The following is a 22,008-nucleotide window of genomic DNA, read 5'->3' as shown; positions in this document are numbered from 1 at the left end:
GGACTGTCGCGCTCCCCGCCTCCCCACGGAACAGAGGACCCCCATGAGATGGAGATCTCTCGGCCGACGGTCGCTGCCCGGCGCCGCCGTAGCCGGGCTGATGACGGTCGGGCTGCTGCCGCTGCCCCTGGCCGCCACGGCGCAGGCCGCCCCCGCCAAGGCCGCCGCCGACGTCAACCTGGCCCTCGGCCGCCCGGCCAAGGCGGGCGGCTCGCACGGCGCCTACCCGGCGGGGAACGCCACCGACGGCACCCAGGCGACCTACTGGGAAGGCCCGGCCGGTTCCTTCCCCCAGTGGCTCCAGGTCGACCTCGGCACCGCCCGCGACGTCGACCGGGTGGTCCTCAAACTGCCCGCCGGCTGGGAGAGCCGCAGCCAGAGCCTCTCCGTACGGGGCAGCACCGACGGCTCCACCTTCCGCACCCTCGCCGCCGCGGACGCGCGGGCGTTCAGCCCCGAACGCGCCAACACCGTCGCCGTCGACCTCGGTACCTCCACCGACGCCCGCTACATCCGCGTCGACATCACCGGCAACACCGGCTGGAACGCCGCGCAACTGTCCGAACTGGAGGTCTACGGCGACGAGACCGACCCGGGCCCGCCGCCCACCGGCACCAACCTCGCCCGCAACAAGCCGGTCGAGGCCACCTCGTCGACGCAGTCCTACGTCGCCGCCAACGCCACCGACGACTCCACCTCGACGTACTGGGAAGCCGCGGGACACCCGGCCGACCTCACGGTCAAGCTGGGCGCCGACGCGGACGTCAGCGGCGTCGTGGTCAAGCTCAACCCCGACCCGGTGTGGGCCGCGCGGAGCCAGAGCATCCAGGTCCTCGGCCGCGCCCAGGGCGCGAGCGGGTTCACCTCGTTGCGCGACCGCGCCGACTACGCCTTCAGCCCCGGCCAGGCCAACACCGTGAGCATCCCGGTCAGCGGCCGGATGGCCGACGTGCGGCTCAGGTTCTTCTCCAACACCGGGGCGCCCGGCGGACAGGTCGCCGAGTTCCAGGTCGTCGGCACCGCCGCGCCCGCGCCCGACCTCACGGTCACCGGCCTCGACTGGTCACCCGCAGCGCCCTCCGAGCGCGACGCGGTCACCGTGAACGCCACGGTCCGCAACGCCGGCACCGCGCGCTCGGCCGCGACGACCACCGAGGTCACCGTGGAGGGCACGGCCGCCGGCAGCGCCTCCGTCCCCGCGCTCGACCCGGGCCAGTCCGCCGAGGTCGCCGTCTCCACCGGCACCCACGCGGCGGGCAGCTACGCGGTCGCCGCGGTCGCCGACCCCCGCGACACCGTCGCCGAACTCGACGACACCAACAACAGCCGCACCGCCGCCGACCGGCTGGACGTCGGCCGGGCGCCCGGACCCGACCTCGAGGTGCGGTCCATCACCACCAACCCGGCCAACCCGGCCGTGGGCGCCGACGTCTCCTTCACCGTCGCCGTGCACAACCGCGGCACCAGCTCCGCCGCGGCCGGCTCGGTGACCCGGATCCAGGCCGGCTCCACCACCCTGAACGGCACCACCGGCCAGGTGGCCGCCGGAGCCACGGTGAACGTGCCCGTCAGCGGCACCTGGAAGGCGACCGGCGGCGGCGTCACGCTCACCGCGTCCGCCGACGCCACGAACGTCGTCGCCGAGACCAACGAGAACAACAACGTGCTCGCCAAGTCCCTCGTCGTCGGACGCGGTGCCGCCGTGCCGTACACCGAGTACGAGGCGGAGGACGGCCGGTACGACGGCACACTGCTCACCTCCGACGCCAAGCGGACCTTCGGACACACCGACTTCGGCACCGAGTCCTCGGGCCGCGAGTCCGTCCGGCTCGACTCCACCGGCGACCACGTCGAGTTCACCTCCACCACGCCCACCAACTCCATCGTGGTGCGCAACTCCGTCCCCGACGCCCCGGGCGGCGGGGGAGCGGACGCCACCATCAGCCTCTACGCGGACGGCCAGTTCGTGCAGAAGCTGAACCTCTCGTCCAAGCACAGCTGGCTGTACGGCAGCACCGACGACCCCGAGGGCCTCACCAACCGGCCCGGAGGCGACGCGCGGCGCCTGTTCGACGAGTCCCACGCCCTGCTGGGCAAGACCTTCCCGCAGGGCACCCAGTTCCGCCTGCAGCGCGACGCGGGCGACACAGCCGCCTTCTACGTCATCGACCTGATCGACCTGGAGCAGGTCGCGCCCCCGGCGGCCAAGCCGGCGAACTGCACCTCCATCACCCAGTACGGAGCCGTTCCCGGCGACGGGATCGACGACACCGACGCCATCCAGCGCGCCGTCACCGCCGACCAGAACGGTCGGATCGAGTGCGTCTGGATCCCGGCCGGACAGTGGCGTCAGGAACAGAAGATCCTCACCGACGACCCGCAGAACCGCGGCCAGTTCAACCAGGTCGGCATCCGCGACGTCACCATCCGCGGCGCCGGGATGTGGCACTCCCAGCTCTACACGCTGACCCCGCCGCACGAGGCCGGCGGCATCAACCACCCGCACGAGGGCAACTTCGGCTTCGACATCGACGACAACACCAAGATCTCGGACATCGCCATCTTCGGCTCGGGCACCATCCGCGGCGGCGACGGCAACCACGAGGGCGGCGTCGGACTCAACGGCCGCTTCGGCAAGGACACCAAGATCACCAACGTGTGGATCGAGCACGCCAACGTCGGCGTCTGGGCCGGCCGCGACTACTCGAACATCCCCGAACTGTGGGGCCCCGGCGACGGCCTGGAGTTCACCGGCGTACGCATCCGCAACACCTACGCCGACGGCGTCAACTTCGCCAACGGCACCCGCAACTCCACCGTCTACAACTCGTCCTTCCGCAACACCGGCGACGACTCGCTCGCCGTGTGGGCCAGCAAGTACGTGAAGGACACCTCCGTGGACGTCGGCCACGACAACCACTTCCGCAACAACACCGTCCAGCTGCCCTGGCGGGCCAACGGCATCGCGGTGTACGGCGGTTACGGCAACACCATCGAGAACAACGTCATCTCCGACACCATGAACTACCCCGGCATCATGCTCGCCACCGACCACGACCCGCTGCCCTTCTCCGGACAGACCCTCATCACGGGCAACGCCCTGCACCGCACGGGCGGCGCGTTCTGGAACGAGGACCAGGAGTTCGGCGCCATCACCCTGTTCGCGCAGGGCCAGGACATCCCGGGCGTGACCATCCGGGACACCGAGATCCTCGACTCGACCTACGACGGCATCCAGTTCAAGACGGGAGGCGGTGCGATGCCGGACGTGAAGATCACCAACGTCCGCATCGACAAGTCCAACAACGGTTCCGGCATCCTCGCGATGGGCGGTGCCCGCGGCAGCGCGACGCTGACCGACGTCACGATCACCAACTCGGCGGAGGAGGACGTCACCATCGAGCCGGGCTCCCAGTTCAGGATCAACAGGTAGCCCTGACACACCCCCCGGCCCGGCGACGCGGAGTACCACCGCGTCGCCGGGCCCCTGCCGTTCACGCCCCCGGCGATCCGTCCCGCACGGGCGTGTTCCGGGCGTCGCGCAGCCGGTCCGGCGACCGTTCGACGGGGGCGCGGGCGTCGTCCTCCAGCCGTTCGGCGTTCAGCTCCTCGACCGCGCCCAGCGCGTCGCCGATCGTCGCGTAGTCCACGGCGATGAAGTTGACGGGTCTGCCGCGCTGCCGCTCGCAGTTGTGCGCCCGCTCCAGCACCCGCTCCCGGGAGTTGACGGTCCCGGCGTCCAGCCGCAGCCCGCCGCCGGCCGTGACGAAGTGGTTGAGCAGGAACAGCCGCTTGTCCGAGCCGCCCCGGTTCGGCACGCAGGACATCTCGTCCGGGCTGCGGAAGGCGAAGGGCGTCTCCATGCCGTACCGGTAGAGGTTTCGGTACCAGGGCGCGGGGCCGTCCGCCTGCTCCGCGAACACGACCAGCCGCCGGCCGCTGTCGATCATGTCCTTGAGCTTCGGCCAGGGGCGGTCCGGGTCCGGGTCCGGCCGGTACAGCAGATCGGCGAGCCCGGCCTGGAGCAGGGCGTTCTGGGTCGTCACCGGGTCCACGCCGTCCTGGAGGATCAGGGTGACCACCTCGGTGGGGTTGTCCCGCAGCCAGTCACCGATCTGGCCCAGCGTGGGCACCAGTTCCAGCGCCCCGGCGCCGCACACCGAGTGGCACAGCCACAGACCCGGGTGCGGCGGGTTCACCCGCTCCAGGAGCCCGGTGAGCCGCCGGCGCAGGTCGGGGGAGAAGTCCGAGGTGCTCAGCCGGTCCGCGACCTCCTCGGGCCGTTCCCACTGGTGGGTGTCGAGCAGCAGGACGCGCACCCCGGCGCCCAGCTGGCCGACGATGTCCGGGTCCTGCAGCGGCCCGATGAACCGGTCCGCCGTCGTGGCCATCGCGTTGTGCGAGGCGAGCTGGGCGATCTCGTCGTAGCGTGCGTCGCACAGCTCGGCGCTGCCCTGGCAGATGCGCGGCGAGGAGCCGGTGATCGCCACCGGCGCCACCATCGTCCCGACGAGCGCGCAGGCGGTCACGGCGAAGGTCAGCGTCGGACCGTGCCGGGGATCGGTGAGGACCGGCACGCTGGGCCGGGTCTCCCAGACCCAGCCCACCAGGATCAGCAGGGCGCCGGCGGCGAGCAGGATGACGGCGACGACGACGGCGGTGGTCAGGAGCCGGTCGAGCGCGGTGGCCTGGACGTCGGCGAGCAGACCCGAGGCAGCCGGGGGCCACGAGGGCGGCCGGCCGAACAGCGCGTCCCCCAGGGTGAGTCGCAGTCCCAGCACCGTCAGCGCCAGCAGCGCCGCGGCGGCCGCGGGTGCCCAGCCCAGCGGCATCAGCCGGCGCCTGGCGGGCCCGGGCGTGGAGAGCCACAGCAGGGTGAGCGCGGCGGCGCCGAGCACGGCCGCCGCCGGTTCCACCACCTCCTGGAAGAGCCGGGTCACCGACCGGGCGCGGTCCACCGGAGCCAGCGCCTCGGCGGCGGGGTCGACGTCGGCCGAGACGACCCAGGTGCCCTGCCGCGCCTCCCTCAGCAGTTCGGCGGCGGCGTCCCGGACCTGGTCCGTCAGGACGACCGGCGCGATCGCGGCCAGCGCCGAGGCGAGGTCCCCGCGGTCCAGGGCCGTCTGCACGCTGGGCCTCAGGTCCGCGCGCTCGGCGCTCGGCAGCAGGGGCATCAGCGCGTCCGTGGCCGCGACCGCCTGGCTGTGCGAGAGCGGCAGCGACGGCAGCCCTTCCAGCGGTGCCTCACCGGCCACCACCCGCGCCGCCAGTTCGGACATGCGCTGCACGAAAGCCTGGAAGTCGGGTTCCGACCGCTCCTGGAGAGCGGCGACGGCATCACCGAAGTAGGCCTGGCTGAGCCGTTCGACGTTCGCGACCACGGGCTCCAGGTCGACCGTGATCCGCAGCCGTTCGCGGTCGCCCTCCAGGTAGTGGACCACCTCGGCGATCTGACGGTCCCCCATGGTCCGCAGGGTCTCCGGCGGGATCACGACCTTGAGGTTCGAGGTGACGGTCGACTGCGGCACCGGCAGCCGGTCCAGCAGCTCGCTGGTGAACGGCGTACTGCCCGGGTCCACCAGTACCTCGTCGTAGAACCGCTGGTAGGCCCGTTCGTCCTCCAGCACCTGCCCGTAGAACCCGGGGTCGAGCACCGTGCTGCGGATGACGGCCGCCGCGGCCAGGACGGTCAGGCTCAGCACCGCCACGCACCAGGTGAGGACCCCGACCCAGGGGGAGCGCCGAACCAGTGCGTCCATGGAGCCATTCTCGTTTCAGCCGGCCGTCGTGCCACGCGGGGCGTCCGGGCGGGAACGCCATCACACGCATGCCCGGGCCGCGGCCGGCTGATACCCGAGGGGGCGGCGGGAACCGTGTCCCACCGCCCCCTCGCGCGTACTCCGGATCAGACGGCCGGGGCCGGGTACGTCGGGTACTCCACCCCGGAGACGTGCTGCACGACGCGGACGACCTGGCAGGAGTAGCCGAACTCGTTGTCGTACCAGAGGTAGAGGATCGCGTTGTCGCCCTCGACCTTCAGCGCTCCGGCGTCGACGATCGAGGCGTGGCGCGAGCCGATGAAGTCGCTGGAGACCGCGTCGGGCGCGCTGATGAAGTCGATCTGGCGTTTGAGCGGCGAGGTCAGCGACACCTCGCGGAGGTGGTCGAGGACCTCCTCGCGGGTGGTCTCGCGGGCGAGCTGGAGGTTCAGGATCGCGATCGACACGTCCGGCACGGGCACGCGGACCGAGCTGCCGGTGATCCGCGCCTTGAGGTCCGGGAGCGCCTTGGCGACGGCGGAGGCGGCACCCGTCTCCGTGATGACCATGTTCAGCGGCGCGCTGCGGCCGCGGCGGTCCGACTTGTGGTAGTTGTCCAGCAGGTTCTGGTCGTTGGTGAACGAGTGGACGGTCTCCACGTGGCCGCGCTGCACTCCGTACTCGTCGGCCATCGCCTTCAGCGGCGGCACGATCGCGTTGGTGGTGCAGGACGCGCAGGACAGGATCCGCTCGTCCGGCTTGATGGTGTCGTGGTTGACACCGTGCACGATGTTGGGGACGTCGCCCTTGCCCGGGGCGGTCAGGACGACCTTGTCGATGCCGGGACGCAGGTGTTTCGACAGGCCCTCGCGGTCACGCCACTTGCCCGTGTTGTCGATGAGGATGGCGTTCCTGATGCCGTACGCCGTGTAGTCGACCTGCGAGGGGTCGTCGGCGTGGATCACCTTGATCGCGTTGCCGTTGGCGAGGATCGTGCTGCTCTCCTCGTCGACGGTGATGGTGCCCTGGAACTGCCCGTGCACGGAGTCGCGGCGCAGCAGCGAGGCGCGCTTGACGAGGTCCTGATCGCCACCCCCGCGGACGACGATGGCGCGCAGCCGCAGGCCGTTGCCCGAGCCGGCCTTCTCGATCAGCAGGCGGGCGACGAGCCGGCCGATGCGGCCGAAGCCGTAGAGGACGACGTCGCGCGGCTCGCGGCGGTCGATCTTGTTGGCGCCGGTGGCCCCGGCGACGGCGTCGGCGGTGAACTCCTCGACGGTGAGTCCGCGGTCGTCGCCCTTGTAGGTGGCGGCGAGCATGCCGATGTCGATCTGCGAGGGACCGAGGTCGAGCGTGGTGAGTGCCCGGAGGAAGGGCATCGTCTCGGTGACCGACAGTTCCGCGCCGGCGATCTGGCGGGCGAAGCGGTGGGTCTTGAGGATGCTGACCACCGACTTGTTCACCAGGGAACGGCTGTGCAGCAGGATCGTGACGTCCTGCTCCCGGTGCAGCTTCCCGATCATCGGGATCATCGATTCCGCGATCTCTTCGCGGTTCTTCCAGTTGGTGAACGAGTCGTCGTTGACAGTCACGTCTCTATCTTTCGAGCTAGGCGGCGCTCATATGCTAACCCGACCACTCCGTTGATCGATCAAGTGGGCCCCCGTGCGATCAGATGAGTGCGCTTTCCGGGGCGCTTGCCCGGGGGGACGGGCGGGGGAAGGGTGGTGCCCATGCACTCGACCCGCGTCTCCCGTCACGTGAACGCCCCGCGCTCCGCCGTGTACCGCGCGCTGCTCGACCCGGCGGCCGTCGCCGCCTGGCGGGTCCCGGACGGCATGACCGCCCGGGTGCACGCGTTCGAGGCCCGTGCGGGCGGCGCCTTCCGCGTGTCGCTCACCTACGGGGCGCCGACGGGCACGGGCAAGTCCGCCGCGCACAGCGACACCTACCACGGGCACTTCGCCCGCCTCGTGCCCGGCGAGCAGGTCGTGGAGGTGCTGGAGTTCGAGTCCGCCGACCCCGCGTTCCAGGGCCGGATGACCATGACCACGACGCTCACCGACGCGGGCGGCGGCACGGAGGTGGTCGTCGCCCACGACGGTCTGCCCGACGCGGTGTCGGCCGAGGACAACGAGACGGGCACGCGGATGGCGCTGGCGAAGCTGGCCGCACTGGTGGAGACGGCCGAGCGGAAGGAGTGAGTCCGGCACCCGCGCCGCACATGATTGCGCCGTGGATGATCGGGTACGCGAGTCTGGACCGCGTCCGTGCCCATCGTCCGCGCGGGCCGTAGACCGCCGCTATCAGGGAATCTGCCATGGAGACACCCGCGAACGACCAGCCCGTGACGCCCGCCCAGCGTGCCCTGGACACGCTGGCCGAGAACACCGAGGACACCGTGGCGCTCGACACGCTCGCGAGCAGCGACGTCCTCGTCCCCGTGCCCGACGACACGAACGACCAGGAGGCCACCGACCCCGGCATGCTGGCGCTGCCGGTGCTGGAACAGCAGGGCGGCCGTCAGGTGGTGCCCGTGTTCACCTCGGAGCTGGAGATGGCCGACCTGCTGCCGTACGTCTCCCGCTACCGGATGGTGCCGCTGGGCGCTCTCGCCGCGCAGTGGCCCGCCGACGACCTGTCGCTGTCCATCGACGCCGGTTCGGAGCACCGGCTCACCCTGACGTCGGACGGCGTACGCAGCCTGCTGGCCCGCCCCTGAGCCGACCCGGCCTCCGCAACGCCATGCGCATCGCGGATGGCCGCCTCGACGACTTCCGGCGCGCCGTCGCGCGAGCGGTGGCGTTTCGCCGACGGACGTCCTGGCGGCCCTGAACAGCCCCGGGGGCGCGTCCTGCCCTCTCGCCGTCCGGCCCCGCCTCGACGCTCGACCCGGCTCCAGTCAGGGACGAGGCTCGTCGTCGTCACCGAGCATGCGGGACAGTACGGCCCGCTGCAGCGGCAGTACCTCGCCGTGCAGCTCGCGGCCCCGGCGGGTCAGGGCGACGTACACACCGCGCCGGTCCTCCGCGCACATCGTGCGCTCGACCAGGCCGTCCTTCTCCAGCCGGGCGATGAGCCGGGACAGCGCGCTCTGGCTCAGGTGGACCCGGCCGACCAGGTTCTGAACCCGGCACTGGGCGCCCTCCTCCGGCCCCTCCGTCACGAGGAGGTCGAGCACCTCGAAGTCGCTCGCCCCCAGACCGTGCGGATGCAGCGCGCGGTCGATCTCGCACATGGTGCGCGCGTGCACGGCGAGGATGTCCCGCCACCGTTCCTCGAGCCGCAGACCGGCCGTCCTGACTGCCATACCTGCACGGTAGCACCGGAAGGCCCGTTCGTTGAGAGTGCAACTAGTGCGCGTGCAAGAAACGCGTGCAAGAAGCCGCCTGGGCATCGACGGGTCGGGTACCGGACAAGGAAGGGGACTCCCGGACAGCGGGACCCCGGCTGCGGGACAGTGGACGGACAGGGGCGGGCGGGCCCGACGGAGGGAGGGCGAGATGCCGAGGACCCCCGGGCACGGTACGCGTCTCGACATCCTGGAATGGCTCAAGGATCCGGTCGCGCACTTCCCGCCCCAGCGCTGCGTGAACGCGGCCACGCACGGCGTCCCGTCCGGCCCGGTCGCCGCGAAGCTCGGCGTGCCCCGCCGGGTGGCCGAGACCCACCTGACCCTGCTCACCCGCCTCGGCCTGCTGCGCACCCGCAGGATCCGCGGGCGGACGTACTACCGGCGCGACGAGGTGCGCATCGCTGAGGTGGCCCGGATGTTCGAGAAGGGCTGGTAGCCGGGCTACCCTGGCCCCGCCGTCGAGCGAGCGGGAGGCGTACGACCATGACGCAGGGGTGGCGTGTCCAGGCACCCGTCGTCGCGGTCGTGGCCCTCGGCGGAGGTGCCGGCGCCGCAGCCCGCTACGCCGCCGCCCTGTGGTGGCCGACGCGGAGCGGCGGTTTCCCCTGGACGACCTTCTGGGTCAACGTGGCCGGCTGTGCCGCCATGGGCCTGCTCATGGTCGCCGTGACCGAGGTGTGGGACGTCCACCGCCTGGTCCGGCCCTTCCTCGGCACCGGGGTGCTCGGCGGTTTCACCACCTTCTCCACCTACGCGGCGGACATGCGCGGGCTGCTCGCGGACGGCCACCCGGGCACCGGTCTGGCCTACCTCGCCGCCACCCCGCTCGCGGCACTCACCGCGGTGTGGCTCGCCTCGTGGGCGGCCCGCCGGACACCGAAGCGGAGGCGGAGCCCCGGATGAGCTGGCTGCTGGTCGTCGTGGGCGGCATGGCCGGAGCACCCCTGCGCCACCTCACCGACCGCGCGGTGCAGTCCCGGCACGGCTCGGCCTTCCCCTGGGGCACCTTCACCGTGAACGTCGTCGGCTCCCTGGTCCTGGGCCTGGTCACGGGTGCCACGCTGGCCGGAGCCGCGGGATCCGACCTGCGCCTGCTGCTCGGGACCGGGCTGTGCGGCGCCCTCACGACGTACTCGACCTTCTCCTACGAGACGCTCCGCCTCACCGAGACGGGCTCCCGCCTCTCGGCCGCGGTCAACGTGCCGGCGAGTGTGGCGGCCGGCCTCGCGGCGGTGTCCGCGGGGGTGACACTCGCCGACGCGCTCCGAGCGTGACGGGGGTGCTCGCCCGCGTGTAGTAGGAAGTGGGTCTCATGAGCGCCATCAGCATCGGTCAGGCCATCGTCCTCGGAGCCGTCGAGGGGGTGACCGAGTTCCTGCCCGTCTCCTCCACCGGCCACCTCAAGATCGCCGAAGGGCTGATGGGCATCCCGGTGGACGACCACTCCGTCATCGGCTTCTCGGCGGTCATCCAGGTCGGCGCGATCGCCGCCGTGCTCGTCTACTTCCACAAGGACATCGCTCGGATCCTCTCCGCGTGGGTGCGCGGGCTGCGGGACCGGGAGGAGCGGTACCACCACGACTACAAGTTCGCCTGGTGGGTCATCTGCGCGACGATCCCGATCGTCCTGGTGGGCCTGGCCGCCAAGCCGCTGATCAAGGGCCCGCTCGCCTCCCTGTGGGTGGTGGCCGGCTCACTGATCGTCGGCAGCGGGGTGATGTGGGCGGCGGACCGCACCGGCCGGCACAAGCGGGGCGAGGACGACACCTCGTTCAAGGACGCCATGCTGGTCGGCGGCTCGCAGATCCTCGCGCTCCTCTTCCCCGGCTTCTCCCGCTCCGGCGCCACCATGTCGACCGCCCTGATGCTCGACCTCGACCGGGTCGCCGCCACCCGGCTCTCCTTCTTCCTCGGCATCCCGGCCCTGACCGGCGCCGGTCTGTACGAACTGAAGGACGCCCTGGGCGCGGGAGCGGGTGCCGCGCCCCTGGTGGTCGGCACCCTCGTCTCCTTCGTGGTGGCCTACGCCTCGATCGCCTGGCTGCTGAAGTTCGTCACCAAGCACTCCTTCAACGCCTTCGTCGTCTACCGGATCGCGGTCGGCGTCCTGCTGTTCGGGCTGCTCGGCGCGGGCGTGCTGCAGAGCTGACCGCCACCGCGCTCAACGGGCGGCGCGCAGCGGTTCCCCGACGCTCCGCATGTGCCGCAGGGCTTCGCGGTGCGAGGCGAGCAGCCCCGTCTGGTGGTACGGGACGCCCAGCTCGGCGCAGTACGCCTCGGTGACGGCCTGGGCCTCGGCCAGCGCGGGGGTCGGCATGCTGGGGAAGAGGTGGTGCTCGATCTGGTAGTTGAGGCCGCCCATGAAGGCGTCGACGAACACACCGCCGCGTACGTTGCGGGAGGTGAGGACCTGGCGGCGCAGGAAGTCCAGCCGCGTGCCCTCCTCGATCATCGGCATGCCCTTGTGGTTGGGTGCGAAGACCGAGCCGAGGTAGATCCCGAACAGGCCCTGGTGCACGGCTATGAAGGCGAGCGCCTTGCCGGGGGACAGCAGCGTGAACAGTCCGCCGAAGTACAGGACGAAGTGCGCGACGAGCAGCGACCCCTCCACCGCCGGCCGTTTCATGGACGGGCTGCGCAGCGCCTTGAAGCTGTTGAAACTCAGGTTGAGACCTTCCAGCGTCAACAGCGGGAAGAACAGGGCCGCCTGGTGCTTCCCGACGAAGCGCGGCAGCCCCTTCGCCCTGCTCGCCTGGCCCCGGGACCAGACGAGGATGTCGGGGGAGACGTCCGGGTCCTTCTCCTCGTGGTTGGGATTGGCGTGGTGGCGGGTGTGCTTGTTCATCCACCAGCCGTAACTCATGCCCAGCAGCAGGTTGGCCACCAGCAGTCCACCGGCCTCGCTGGGGCGCCGGCGGGTGAAGACCTGCCGGTGGGCGAGGTCGTGGGCGGCCAGTCCGAGCTGGCCGAAGACGACGGCCAGCGCCGCCGCGACCACCAGCTGGCTCCAACTGTCCCCCAGGGTGACGAAGGCGGTGACACCGCCCGCGAGCGCGAGGGCGACGGCACCGAAACGCACCGTGTAGTACAGCGGGCGGCGCCGGAGCAGATCCGCGTCGGCCATGCGCCGGGAGAGTTCGGAGAAGTCGCTGCCCTTCTCGCGTCGCTGTTCCCGTCCGCGCGCGGGGGATTTCTCGATGAGCATCGTTGGATTGGCCATGCTGTTCAGTATGTGAACGCGCTACCGGCCGCAGAATGGCGTCCGCCCCCGGAACAGGGGTGAGGCCAGCACCACCCCCGTCCCGGGGGCCCTCCTCCCGCTTCTCGTCAACTCCCGTCGTCACGCACGAGTTTGAGCCGAAGCGCCAGCGCCACGGCGCCCGCGCCGAGCCCGGCGACGCCGAGGATGGCGCCGGTCTCCGGCCAGCCCGGCTCGTGCTCGGCGGCCCGCGTCGACGCGACCGCCACGGGCGCCGCCGCCTCTGAGCCCGGCTGGGGCCGGTCGTCCGGGGGCGTCAGCGAGCCCACCGGCTCGACCAGACCGGACGCCTCGAAGCCCCAGTCGAGCAGCGAGCGGGTCTCCTCGTACACGGCGTGGCCGCCGCCCTCCTGCGGGTTCATCACGGTGACCACCAGAGTGCGCCCGTCGCGGTGGGCCGCCGCGATCAGCGTGTTGCCGGCGTTGCTGGTGTAGCCGTTCTTGACGCCGATGAGCCCCGGGTACGGCTCCACGCCGTCCGCTCCGGTGAGCAGGCGGTTGGTGTTCATGATTCCGTACGCCTCCCCGTCCCGGCCGGGGAAGAGCGCGTCGACCTTGCCGCAGTACCGTGCGAAGTCCGGGTTGTGCAGTCCCGCCCGTCCGAAGACCGCCAGGTCGTACGCCGACGACACCTGGCCCGGCGCGTCGTAGCCGTCGGGTGAGCGCACATGGGTGTCGAGGGCGCCGAGGGCACGGGCCTCGGCCTGCATCCGGGCGGCCGTGGCGCTCCAGCCGCCGGTGAGCGAGGCGAGGACGTGCACGGCGTCGTTGCCGGAGTTGAGGAAGACCCCGTTCCACAGGTCGGAGACGCGGTATGTGCGGCCCTCGGCGACACCGACCAGGCTGCTGCCCGGACCGATGCCGGACAGCTCGTCCGCGCTCACCTCGTGGCGGACGCCGCCCGGCAGGACCGGCAGCACGGCGAGGGCGAACAGCGTCTTGAGGGTGCTGGCAGGAGGCAGCGGACGGTGCGCGTCGTGGGCGGCCAGCACGTCGCCGCTCTGGGCGTCGGCGACCACCCAGGACAGTGCGGAGACACGGGGAACCTCCGGGGCCTCGGGGCCGGGCCGGACCTGCGTTCCGGAGCCGTACAGCGCCGCGGATCGGGCCATCGGGCCGGGCACGCCCGGTGGCCCGGGGTCCGGCTGTCCCGTGCGGGCGGCCGCGGCGGCGGGCATGAGCGTCAGCAGGCCTGCCACGCAGAGCACGCAAGTGGATCGAGCCGCCCGGGATGAGAATCCGATAGTCATACCGCAAACGTAGGAACGAATGCCCGAACCGCCGCGCTGCCCGGGGCGAGTCGCGCGCGCGTGCACCCGTTCGCCGTAGAACGGGGTGTCTCGGCGGGGCGGGGGCCCGGCGGGCCGGGCGGGGTCAGCCGGCCGGCAGGGTGGGCTGGACCTGCCGCAGGAACGCGGCGTTGTCCGGGGTCTGGCGCATCCGCTCCAGCAGCGTCTCCAGGCCCGACTGCCCGTCCCGCGCCGCCAGCGCCCGCCGCAGCCCGCGCGCGGCGGTGGCCTCGGGGGCGGACAGCAGGAGTTCCTCGCGCCGGGTGCCCGAACCGGCCATGTCCACGGCCGGGAACACTCTGCGGGCGGCGAGTTCCCTGCTCAGCCGCAGCTCCATGTTGCCGGTGCTCTTCAGCTCCTCGAAGTAGAAGTCGTCGGCGCGCGAGCCGGTCTCCACCAGGGCGGTGGCGAGGATGGTGAGGGAGCCGCCCTCCTCCGCCTTGCGGGCCGCGCCGAAGAACCGCTTGGGGCCGATGAGCGCCCCGGCGTCGACGCCGCCGCTGAGCGTACGGCCGCCCGAGGGGGAGGCGTTGTTGTGCGCCCTGCACAGCCGCGTGAGGGAGTCGAGCAGGATGACGACGTCCTCACCGGCCTCGACGAGCCGCTTGGCGCGCTCGATGACGAGTTCGGCGAGCGCGATGTGCTGCTTGGCGCTCTGGTCGAAGGTCGAGGCGTACACCTCGCCCCGCACCGACCGGCGCATGTCGGTGACCTCCTCGGGCCGTTCGTCGAGCAGCACCACCATCAGCCGGGACTCGGGGTGGTTGCCGGCCACCGCGGCGGCGAGCTGCTGGAGCAGGACGGTCTTGCCGGTCTTGGGCGGGGCCACGATCAGGCCGCGCTGGCCCTTGCCGACCGGTGCGAGCAGATCGGTGACGCGCCCGGTCAGACCGGCCGCCCGGTGTTCGAGCCGCAGCCGCTCGTGCGGGTGCAGCGGGGTCAGGTCGTGGAAGTGCCGGCGGCCGTCCCGGCCGTCGGGCGTACGGCCGTTGACGCGGACGACGTCGGTCAGGGTGCGCCGGTCGCCGCGCACGCCCTCGACCAGGTCGCCCTTGCGCAGGCCGTGCCGGCGGATCAGGGCGGGGGAGAGGGCGAGGTCGTTCGGCTCGGGCTGGAGGCTCGCGCCCCGCAGGCGGCCCTTCCCGCCCGTCTCGATGTCGAGGACGCCGCTCGCGATCTCGGCCGGGGACTGCTGTACAGGGGGGTGTTCGAGTGTGGTGGTCATGTGGTCGGTCCTTTCGAGGACACCTGGGCATGGGACATGCGGAAGGAAGGGGAGAGCCGTGCGAGGGGTCGGACGACACGCCTCCGGACGGCGGGAACAGCACCTCGGTGACTGCGGGTACGAAGACCCTGCTCACGAGGTTGTGCTGAGAAGCGGACGCGCCGGTCGCATCGCGACGGGCGGGTCGGCGAACCGAAGGAACTGGCACCGGCGCCCCATCGGGGCGTACACAAGTGCTGACCGCACCGTACCACGGGACGTGGTGGGGGGCACGGGAATGGGACGAACCTGCGTCCCACACCCGTCAACGCCGCCGGTGCGGTCCCTGTTCCGGCTTCCGTGATTCCGTGTTCCGCATGTGCCGGGCCGGACTCAGCCGGCCGTACCCGCCTGCGCCTCCTGCGCGATCCGCTCGAACTGCGCGGCCATGGCCGCCTGGAGCGCCTGGGCGCCCGACAGCGGACGCACCATCACCGTCAGCTCGTCGATCCGGCCCGACTCGTCCAGGTGCAGGAAGTCGCAGCCGCCGATCTCCCGGTCGCCCACCCGTGCCGAGAAGACCAGCGCGTGGTCGCGGCCGCCCTCCTCGCCGATGACGCGCTCGTAGCGGAAGTCCTCGAAGACGCGCTCGACCGCGCGCAGGATCGCCGCCGTGATCGCCTTGCCCCGGTAGGGCTTGAACACGACGGGGCTGGTGAAGACCACGTCCTCGGCCAGCAGTGCTTCGACGGCGTCGATGTCGTGCGTCTCGACCGCCGCGCGGAATGCCTGCATCGCAGCCACCTCCTAGTAAAATAATTGAATAGGTGCGGAGTAGATTAGTCCGTTCTTGCTAGCGTGTCGACATGTCTCTCAAGTACGCCGTCCTGGCCGCTCTCCTGGAGGGGGAGGCCTCGGGCTACGAACTGTCCAAGGTGTTCGACGTGTCGCTCGCCAACTTCTGGCCCGCCACGCCGCAGCAGCTCTACCGGGAGCTGGAGCGCCTGGCGGGCGACGGGCTGATCGAGGCACGGACGGTGCAGCAGGAACGCAGGCCCACCAAACGGCTGTTCTCGCTCACCGGGGCCGGGCGGGAGCGGCTGGGTGCCTTCGCCGTCGAGCCGACCCGGCGCCCCACCGCCGTCCGCGACGAGTTCCTGATCAAGATGCAGGCGATGGACGGCGCCGACCCCGACGCCGTCCGCGCGCTGGTCGAGGAGCGCAGGGCGTGGGCCCTGGGCAAGCTCGCCCGCTACGAGCGCGTGCGCGAACGCCTCCTGGACGGGCGCACGGAGGAACGGCACCTCCGCGAGGCCGACCGCGTCGGGCCCTACCTCACGCTGCTCGCCGGAATCACCTTCGAACGGGACAACGCCCGCTGGTGCGAGCGCGTCCTCACCGTGCTCGACGAACGGCGTGCCCCGGCCGGGCCCGCCGGGCGGCCCCAAGGGCCTGTCTGACCATTCCCTCCCCCAGCCTCCGGCCGGGGGGTGCCCCAGCCCCGCGACGCCTGGCACGCCGAGAGCACGCACCTGACGCCGCCGCGAGGCCGCCCTCCGGGCGATGACGGGAATCGTCGGACAGCCCCCTAGGCTGAGCCGATGTTCAGCCCCGAAGGCCCCACCCTGCGCGAACTCGCCGTCCAGGCACTGTCGTCGGTCGAGCGCGGCTACGACCTGCTCGCCCCGAAGTTCGACCACACCCCCTACCGGACGCCGGACCGGGTGCTCGACGCCGTGGCCTCGGCGCTGGCCCCGATGGGACCGTTCGGCGCCGGGCTCGACCTGTGCTGCGGCACCGGCGCGGGCGTGGACGTGCTGGCCCGGGTGTGCCGGGACAGGGTGACGGGGGTCGACTTCAGCGCGGGCATGCTGGAGGTCGCCCGTCGGCGCCCCGCGACTCCGGGCCCCGAGGTCTCCTGGGTGCGCGCGGACGCCCGTGCGCTGCCGTTCGGCGCCGAGTTCGACCTCGTGGTGAGCTTCGGCGCGTTCGGGCACTTCCTGCCCCGGGAACTGCCGGGCCTGTTCGGCCAGGTGCGGTCCGTGCTCCGGCCGGGCGGTCGCTTCGCCTTCCCCGTGGTCGCGCCGCCCCGCCCCGGCTCTCCGGGGTACTGGACGCTGCTCGGCTTCGACGCCGCGATGCGGGTGCGCAACGCGCTGTGGCGGCCGCCCTTCGTCATGTACTACCGGACGTTCCGCCTCGGGGACGTCGGCCGGGAACTCGCCCGCGCGGGCTTCCGGGCGGAACTGCACGCCCTGCCCGAGTTCGGCCGGCGACCCGACGGCAGCCCACGGGTCCGGCTGGTCACGGCCCGGCGTACGGCGTAGTGGGCGGGGCTCATCCCGCGGCCGGCAGCGTGAACTCGTAGACCAGGGCGTCCTGTCGGGCGTCCACCAGGAGCTCCGTGATCTCCAGGGGCCGGTCGTGCTGATCGTGCACCCGGCGCACGACCCGGACCGAGGCCGCGTCCGTGAGCGGGGTGATGGTGTCCCGGTGATGCAGGGTCAGGCCCGCCCTGCGCATCCAGTCGTAGGCCCGCCGCAGCTGGGCCGAGGCGACGCCGTCGGCGCGGTCGCGGTAGCGGGCCAGCTCCTCGACCTCGGCGAGCGCGACGGCCGAGAACGAGGTCACGGCCGTCCGCCGCCCGCTTCCGTCGGCGGTCGCCGACGCGTAACGGTGCACCAGCGTCGGACGGCCCGGTACCAGCCCCAGCGCCGCCGCGTGCTCGGGCGGCGGCGCCTCCCAGGCGACGGTGGCGCGGTCGCCCGTACGGGGCTCGGCCGGTCGGGCGCCCACCGGGAAGGCGAGCGGCGCCGGACTCCCGGCCGGCGGTCCGGGGAGGGCGGCGTGACTGCCCCGGCGGTCGGTGGTCAGCAGACCGTCCCGGCGCAGCACGTCCAGGGCCTGCCGGACGGTCTCCCGGCTCACGCCGAAGTGTTCCGCCAGCCGGCGCTCGCCGGGCAGCCGTTCGCCCGGCGGGACGGTGCCGTCGTGCAGTTCGCCGAGCAGTCGTGCCGCCACCCGCCAGTACAGCGGCCGGTCGTCGGCGAGAGGGTCGTCGTGCGGGGTGGTGCGGTCCATGCCGCGCCTCCTGGAGGTGACGTACGGTAGCCGTGCGGGCTCGGTGCGCCACCAGGAGTACCATTGGTCTAAACCAGCAGGGAAGGCCGGTCCGCCGGTTCGGCCGAAACACCACCCGCGCCTACGGCGGCGTACGGCCTCCGCCGTGACCGCCGTGTCCGAAACCGCGCCGCCTCCACCCGGGACAGCGGCGCTCAGGCGTACGAGCGCAGCCAGCGCACCTTGGCGGCCTGCTGGAACGGTCCGCCGCCCTCGTGGTCGTTGAAGTCGTACACCTCGATCGCCTTGTCCTCGTGCGCCCAGGCGTTGAACGCCGCGAAGACGGTGGACGGCGGGCAGGTCTGGTCCTCCAGGGCCGCCGAGAACAGGGCCGGCGCCCGGCCCCGTGCCGCGAAGTGCACGCCGTCGAAGTAGGACAGCGTGCGCAGCGCGTCCTCGGTCCGGCCGCGGTGCGTCTTCAGGTACAGGCCGACCTCGCGGTAGGGATGCCGGTCGGTGATCGTGGTCGCGCGCGGGAAGTCGCACAGGAACGGCACGTCCGGGGCGACCGCCACCAGGTCCGGCACCAGACCGCCCACCGCGAGCGATATCCCGCCGCCCTGGCTCCCGCCGAGCGCGACCGTGCGTGCCGGGTCGGTCAGCGGGTGGGAGCGGGCCGCCTCGACGGCGCGGACGGCGTCGGTGAAGACCCGGCGGTAGTAGTAGTTCTCGGGGGCGTCCAGGCCGCGGGTCAGGAAGCCCGGGTAGGCGGGCGCGCCGCCCACCGGGTCCGCGGTCCCGCCGCCGCCGCCCCAGCCGCTGCCCTGGCCCCGGGTGTCCATGACGAAGTGGGCCCGGCCCGTGGACGCCCACAGCAGGTGCTCGTGCGGCAGCCCGCGCCCGCCGCCGTACCCGACGAACTCCACGACCAGCGGCAACGGTTCCTCCGCCGCGGCCGGCAGCGTCAGCCAGCCCTTCACCGGGTGGCCGCCGAACCCGGCGAACGTCACGTCGTACACCCGCACCGTGGACAGCCCCGTGTCGACCGGCTCGAATTGCGCGTCCACGTCGTGCTCGCGGGCTTCCTGGAGCGTCTTGGTCCAGAACGCGTCGAAGTCCTCCGGCTCGCCCGACGCGCTCCGGTACGCCCGCAGTTCGTCGAGCGGAAGATCGAACAGGGCCATCGGGAACCGCCTTTGCGGGAGCACGTGCCGGACCGTACGGATGATCACACCGTACGTGAGGGGCCGGGAGGCGGACCAGAGCGCGGGCGGGAAGCCGTCAGGCCCCGCGGTGCGTCCACTGGGGTTCGGTGCGGGCCCAGTCGCGGTCCCACTCGTTCATCCGGCGCCTGAGGGTCACCCCGCGCACCGCGCGGTGCAGCAGGAGCACCGTGAGGCCGGTGCCGATGGCGGAGAAGGAGCCCACGGTGGCGCTGTGCTGCCAGATCTGGGCGCCGTCCGACGGCGGCGGCACGCTCCGCCCCCGCGAGTCCAGCCACACGTCGACCCGGTCACCGCGCCGGGCGTCGGCCGGGACCCGCGCCGTGGTGCTCCGCTCCGTGCCGTCCGGCGTGCTCCAGCGGACGGTCGTGCGGTACGAGTGCTGCCCGTCGAGCTGGGCGGACGGCAGGGTGCCGCCGGTGTCGCCGGCCACCGCGGCGCTCACGCGGTGCCGGTCCGCCCGCTGCTCCGCGACGATCGCCTTCGCCTGGCCGTAACCCCACCAGGCGGTGGCGGCCCCGAGCAGGGGGGCACCCACGAACAGCAGCAGGGCGACGACCAGCAGGGTCCAGGACTCGACGACGTCCGACCGGCGGCGCAGCGGATTGTGCCGCCAGCGCCAGCCACGCACCCGGGTTCGCATGTCGACCTCCCCGCGATCACCGCGACCCGGGAGGCGGACGGACGTCCATGACGGGCGGGGAACCCCCGCGCCTCCGGGTCGCGCCAGTGTGCGAGTGCCCGTACTGGACTGGTACCCAGTCCGGCGGGCCTCGCCCACCCTCACGGCGAAGTTCCGCCGCGGCTCAGCCGAAGCGCTCGATCCGGATGCGCTCCACCGGCTGGCCCCCGGCCACCAGCAGCCGTGACGCGTGCTCGGCGAACGAGTTCGATCCGCACACGTAGGCCTCCCAGCCCCCGGCGGGCGGCTCGGACAGCAGCGCTGCCAGGTGCGCGGCGGTCAGCCGGCCCACGGGCGTCCCGGCCGGGGCGCTCCGGGTGAAGACGGGGGTGGTCTCCGGGCCGAACTCGTCCGCGTAGATCAACTCCTCGGGGCCGCGCGCGGACACCAGCATCCGCAGCGGCACCGTCAGCCCCCGCGCCCGGTGGTGCCGGACCATGGACATCAGCGGGACGACGCCGGAGCCCGCGCCCAGCAGCAGGGCGGGACGGTCGCCCGGCCAGGCGAAGAAGCCGCTCAGCGGGCCGCGCACCTCGATCCGGTCGCCGGGCCGCGCCACCGTGTGGAACCAGCCCGACACCTCCCCGTCCGCCACGTGGTCGAGGGTCAGCTCGATGTGCCCGGAGTCGTCCGGCGCGGACGCCAGCGAATAGTGCCGCTGGGCCGCGTACCCGTCCTCGGCGGTGAGCCGGACCATCAGGTGCTGGCCCGGCAGATGGCCCGCCCAGCCGGGCACGGCGAACCGGAAGGTGGACGCGCGGGGCGTCTCGCGCCGGATCTCCGTGAGCGTGGCCGGCTGCCACGCCCCGGCCACCAGGCCGTTCACCTCGATGCGTCCGGGCACGGCGAACCGCGTGGGGGGCATGCGGGCCCCCGCCGTGTGTGTGGCCGTCTCAGTCACCGGAGTACCGCTGCTCCTCCCAGGGGTTGCCGCGCGCGTGGTAGCCGTTCTGCTCCCAGAAGCCCGGCCGGTCGTGGTCGAGCAGCTCCAGGCCCGCGAGCCACTTCACGCTCTTCCAGAAGTACAGGTGCGGCACCACCAGCCGCACCGGGCCGCCGTGTTCGGGGGCGAGCGGACGCCCCTCGTACTCCCAGGCGATCCAGGCCCGGCCGCCGGTCAGGTCCGCCAGCGGCAGGTTCGCGGTGTAGCCGGTGTGCGCGTAGGCCACGGCGTGCGTGGCGGACGGCAGCGGACGGACCGCCTCCAGGAAGGCGTCCAGGGACACGCCCCCGAACCGCACGCCGAACTTCGACCAGCCGGTCACGCAGTGGATGTCGCCCTCGTACGCCGAGGCGGGCAGCCGGCGCGCCCCGGTCAGGTCCCAGGTGCGCTCCTCGGCCACGAGACCGCCCACCCGGAAGGTCCAGTCGGCGGGGGCGAGGTCGGGCGTGACCTCGGCGGACAGCACGGGCCAGTCGTCGCCCGCGTCGTACTGGCCGGGCGGCAGCCCCGGCCGGTCGACGCGCGGGCGCCCGGCGAAGCCTCGGGTGGTGTTCATGCGGTGGGGCCTTTCGGGCCGCTGCGGGAGGTGCTCGCGGCCTGCGTGATCAGTGCGTACGCCGTCAACGGTACGTGTTGGCCGGCGTTCCCCGGTCCGGGTCCTCGCCCCGCGGACCGCCCCGCCACGCGTTGTACCGCTCCAGATACGCGGCGAAGCGGATCAGGTCCTCGTCGGGCCAGTCGGCGAGCCGCTCGCGGAAGGCCGCCCGGCGGCTCTCGGTGACCTGCGCAAGGATGCGCCGCCCGGCTCGCGTCAGGTGCAGGACCTGCACGCGCTGGTCCTCGGTGTCCGGACGCCGCTCGATCAGCCCGGCCCGCTCCAGCGCGGACACCTGGCGGCTGACCGTGGACTTGTCGAGGGCGTAGTGGGCCGCCAGGTCGGTGGCCCGGCAGCCGTCCCGCTCCTCCAGGTGGCCGAGGAGTGTGTACGACACCAGCGACAGCTCGGGATGCATACGCCCCGCCGAGGCGCGGGCGCGGCGGGCGAAGGCCGTCATCTCGCGCTGGACGGTCTCCACGGCCGCGTCCGCCGCGGCATCGGGCATCTCGGCAGCCGTCACAGGTCCTCCCTCGCATCGCTGGTTGCAGAGTACAACTTGGGGTAGTGTGACCGTCGGCCGCGGACCGTCCCGGCCGCCGGACGTCTGGGAGGTGAGACCCATTACCGCTGTGTCGA

The 22,008-nt window shown here is 72.6% G+C and carries 22 protein-coding genes; 9 read left to right on the top strand and 13 right to left on the bottom strand.

The annotated features are described in order from the left end of the window. Positions 1 to 43 precede the first annotated feature (43 nt). Positions 44 to 3,433, top strand: a complete 3,390-nt coding sequence (locus OIE75_RS04060; protein ID WP_329469556.1) for a CARDB domain-containing protein — start codon at positions 44 to 46, stop codon at positions 3,431 to 3,433. Between the two features lie 61 nt (positions 3,434 to 3,494). On the opposite strand, the gene OIE75_RS04055 is transcribed toward OIE75_RS04060, so the two are convergent. After that, positions 3,495 to 5,759 (bottom strand): hypothetical protein, encoded by a 2,265-nt coding sequence (locus OIE75_RS04055; RefSeq protein WP_307009716.1) that lies wholly within the window; start codon positions 5,757 to 5,759, stop codon positions 3,495 to 3,497. Between the two features lie 146 nt (positions 5,760 to 5,905). Continuing rightward, positions 5,906 to 7,351, bottom strand: coding sequence for a glyceraldehyde-3-phosphate dehydrogenase (locus OIE75_RS04050; RefSeq protein WP_329469555.1), 1,446 nt, complete (start codon positions 7,349 to 7,351; stop codon positions 5,906 to 5,908). A gap of 141 nt (positions 7,352 to 7,492) precedes the next feature. Between OIE75_RS04050 and OIE75_RS04045 the strand changes: the two genes are divergently transcribed. Next, positions 7,493 to 7,963 carry an SRPBCC family protein gene (locus OIE75_RS04045; RefSeq protein WP_329469553.1) on the top strand — a complete coding sequence of 157 codons (471 nt, stop codon included), beginning with the start codon at positions 7,493 to 7,495 and terminating at the stop codon, positions 7,961 to 7,963. A gap of 116 nt (positions 7,964 to 8,079) precedes the next feature. After that, entirely contained in the window at positions 8,080 to 8,481 is a 402-nt protein-coding gene (locus OIE75_RS04040; RefSeq protein ID WP_307009713.1) for an SseB family protein, read from the top strand. A 180-nt stretch (positions 8,482 to 8,661) separates the two neighbouring features. Here OIE75_RS04040 and OIE75_RS04035 read toward each other — a convergent pair whose 3' ends face one another. Then, positions 8,662 to 9,069, bottom strand: coding sequence for a MarR family winged helix-turn-helix transcriptional regulator (locus OIE75_RS04035; RefSeq protein WP_307009711.1), 408 nt, complete (start codon positions 9,067 to 9,069; stop codon positions 8,662 to 8,664). 193 nt (positions 9,070 to 9,262) lie between these two features. On the opposite strand from OIE75_RS04035, the gene OIE75_RS04030 reads away from it, so the two are divergent. The 4 genes from OIE75_RS04030 to OIE75_RS04015 are packed head-to-tail and all read left to right on the top strand — an operon-like array spanning position 9,263 to position 11,263. Continuing rightward, the gene (locus tag OIE75_RS04030) at positions 9,263 to 9,550 is read left to right on the top strand and encodes a helix-turn-helix domain-containing protein (protein ID WP_307009709.1); all 288 of its coding nucleotides are present in this window, start codon (positions 9,263 to 9,265) and stop codon (positions 9,548 to 9,550) included. Positions 9,551 to 9,597: 47 nt separating this feature from the next. Next, positions 9,598 to 10,017: a FluC/FEX family fluoride channel gene (locus OIE75_RS04025; protein ID WP_329469550.1), complete on the top strand. Its 420-nt coding sequence runs from the start codon at positions 9,598 to 9,600 to the stop codon at positions 10,015 to 10,017. Further along, positions 10,014 to 10,388 carry a fluoride efflux transporter CrcB gene (gene crcB, locus OIE75_RS04020; protein WP_329469548.1) on the top strand — a complete coding sequence of 125 codons (375 nt, stop codon included), beginning with the start codon at positions 10,014 to 10,016 and terminating at the stop codon, positions 10,386 to 10,388. The genes OIE75_RS04025 and crcB overlap by 4 nt, the downstream gene beginning before the upstream one ends. Before the next feature lie 38 nt (positions 10,389 to 10,426). Then, a complete protein-coding gene (locus tag OIE75_RS04015; RefSeq protein WP_307009705.1) occupies positions 10,427 to 11,263 on the top strand; it encodes an undecaprenyl-diphosphate phosphatase in 837 nt (278 codons plus the stop codon). A 12-nt stretch (positions 11,264 to 11,275) separates the two neighbouring features. Here OIE75_RS04015 and OIE75_RS04010 read toward each other — a convergent pair whose 3' ends face one another. From OIE75_RS04010 to OIE75_RS03995, 4 genes are all read right to left on the bottom strand, one after another. Continuing rightward, positions 11,276 to 12,334, bottom strand: coding sequence for a fatty acid desaturase family protein (locus OIE75_RS04010; RefSeq protein ID WP_393568230.1), 1,059 nt, complete (start codon positions 12,332 to 12,334; stop codon positions 11,276 to 11,278). Between the two features lie 107 nt (positions 12,335 to 12,441). Further along, on the bottom strand, positions 12,442 to 13,623 hold the full coding sequence (locus OIE75_RS04005) for a D-alanyl-D-alanine carboxypeptidase family protein (RefSeq protein ID WP_329469546.1): 1,182 nt from the start codon (positions 13,621 to 13,623) through the stop codon (positions 12,442 to 12,444). Between the two features lie 124 nt (positions 13,624 to 13,747). Further along, the gene (gene rho / locus OIE75_RS04000; RefSeq protein WP_329469544.1) at positions 13,748 to 14,887 is read right to left on the bottom strand and encodes a transcription termination factor Rho; all 1,140 of its coding nucleotides are present in this window, start codon (positions 14,885 to 14,887) and stop codon (positions 13,748 to 13,750) included. A gap of 372 nt (positions 14,888 to 15,259) precedes the next feature. Then, the gene (locus OIE75_RS03995) at positions 15,260 to 15,661 is read right to left on the bottom strand and encodes a nuclear transport factor 2 family protein (RefSeq protein WP_329469541.1); all 402 of its coding nucleotides are present in this window, start codon (positions 15,659 to 15,661) and stop codon (positions 15,260 to 15,262) included. Positions 15,662 to 15,732: 71 nt separating this feature from the next. On the opposite strand from OIE75_RS03995, the gene OIE75_RS03990 reads away from it, so the two are divergent. Then, positions 15,733 to 16,326: a PadR family transcriptional regulator gene (locus OIE75_RS03990; RefSeq protein WP_329469539.1), complete on the top strand. Its 594-nt coding sequence runs from the start codon at positions 15,733 to 15,735 to the stop codon at positions 16,324 to 16,326. 141 nt (positions 16,327 to 16,467) lie between these two features. Further along, positions 16,468 to 17,193 carry a class I SAM-dependent methyltransferase gene (locus OIE75_RS03985; protein WP_329469538.1) on the top strand — a complete coding sequence of 242 codons (726 nt, stop codon included), beginning with the start codon at positions 16,468 to 16,470 and terminating at the stop codon, positions 17,191 to 17,193. Positions 17,194 to 17,203: 10 nt separating this feature from the next. On the opposite strand, the gene OIE75_RS03980 is transcribed toward OIE75_RS03985, so the two are convergent. The 6 genes from OIE75_RS03980 to OIE75_RS03955 all read right to left on the bottom strand — a co-directional run bounded on the left by OIE75_RS03980 (position 17,204) and on the right by OIE75_RS03955 (position 21,877). Next, entirely contained in the window at positions 17,204 to 17,947 is a 744-nt protein-coding gene (locus OIE75_RS03980; protein WP_307009694.1) for a GntR family transcriptional regulator, read from the bottom strand. 194 nt (positions 17,948 to 18,141) lie between these two features. Beyond that, the gene (locus OIE75_RS03975; RefSeq protein ID WP_329469536.1) at positions 18,142 to 19,110 is read right to left on the bottom strand and encodes an acetylxylan esterase; all 969 of its coding nucleotides are present in this window, start codon (positions 19,108 to 19,110) and stop codon (positions 18,142 to 18,144) included. A 97-nt stretch (positions 19,111 to 19,207) separates the two neighbouring features. Next, the gene (locus OIE75_RS03970) at positions 19,208 to 19,792 is read right to left on the bottom strand and encodes an Rv1733c family protein (RefSeq protein WP_329469534.1); all 585 of its coding nucleotides are present in this window, start codon (positions 19,790 to 19,792) and stop codon (positions 19,208 to 19,210) included. A gap of 163 nt (positions 19,793 to 19,955) precedes the next feature. Continuing rightward, positions 19,956 to 20,732 carry a ferredoxin reductase gene (locus OIE75_RS03965; protein WP_443078283.1) on the bottom strand — a complete coding sequence of 259 codons (777 nt, stop codon included), beginning with the start codon at positions 20,730 to 20,732 and terminating at the stop codon, positions 19,956 to 19,958. Beyond that, positions 20,725 to 21,330, bottom strand: coding sequence for a sulfite oxidase-like oxidoreductase (locus OIE75_RS03960; RefSeq protein WP_329469532.1), 606 nt, complete (start codon positions 21,328 to 21,330; stop codon positions 20,725 to 20,727). The genes OIE75_RS03965 and OIE75_RS03960 overlap by 8 nt, the downstream gene beginning before the upstream one ends. Before the next feature lie 64 nt (positions 21,331 to 21,394). Then, the gene (locus OIE75_RS03955; RefSeq protein WP_307017726.1) at positions 21,395 to 21,877 is read right to left on the bottom strand and encodes a MarR family winged helix-turn-helix transcriptional regulator; all 483 of its coding nucleotides are present in this window, start codon (positions 21,875 to 21,877) and stop codon (positions 21,395 to 21,397) included. Between the last annotated feature and the right edge of the window lie 131 nt (positions 21,878 to 22,008).

The sequence above is a fragment of the Streptomyces sp. NBC_01723 genome, from assembly GCF_036246005.1.
Taxonomy (GTDB): Bacteria; Actinomycetota; Actinomycetes; order Streptomycetales; family Streptomycetaceae; genus Streptomyces.
The sequence above is the reverse complement of the archived record's forward strand: the minus strand, read 5'-3'. Positions and strand labels throughout refer to the sequence as shown.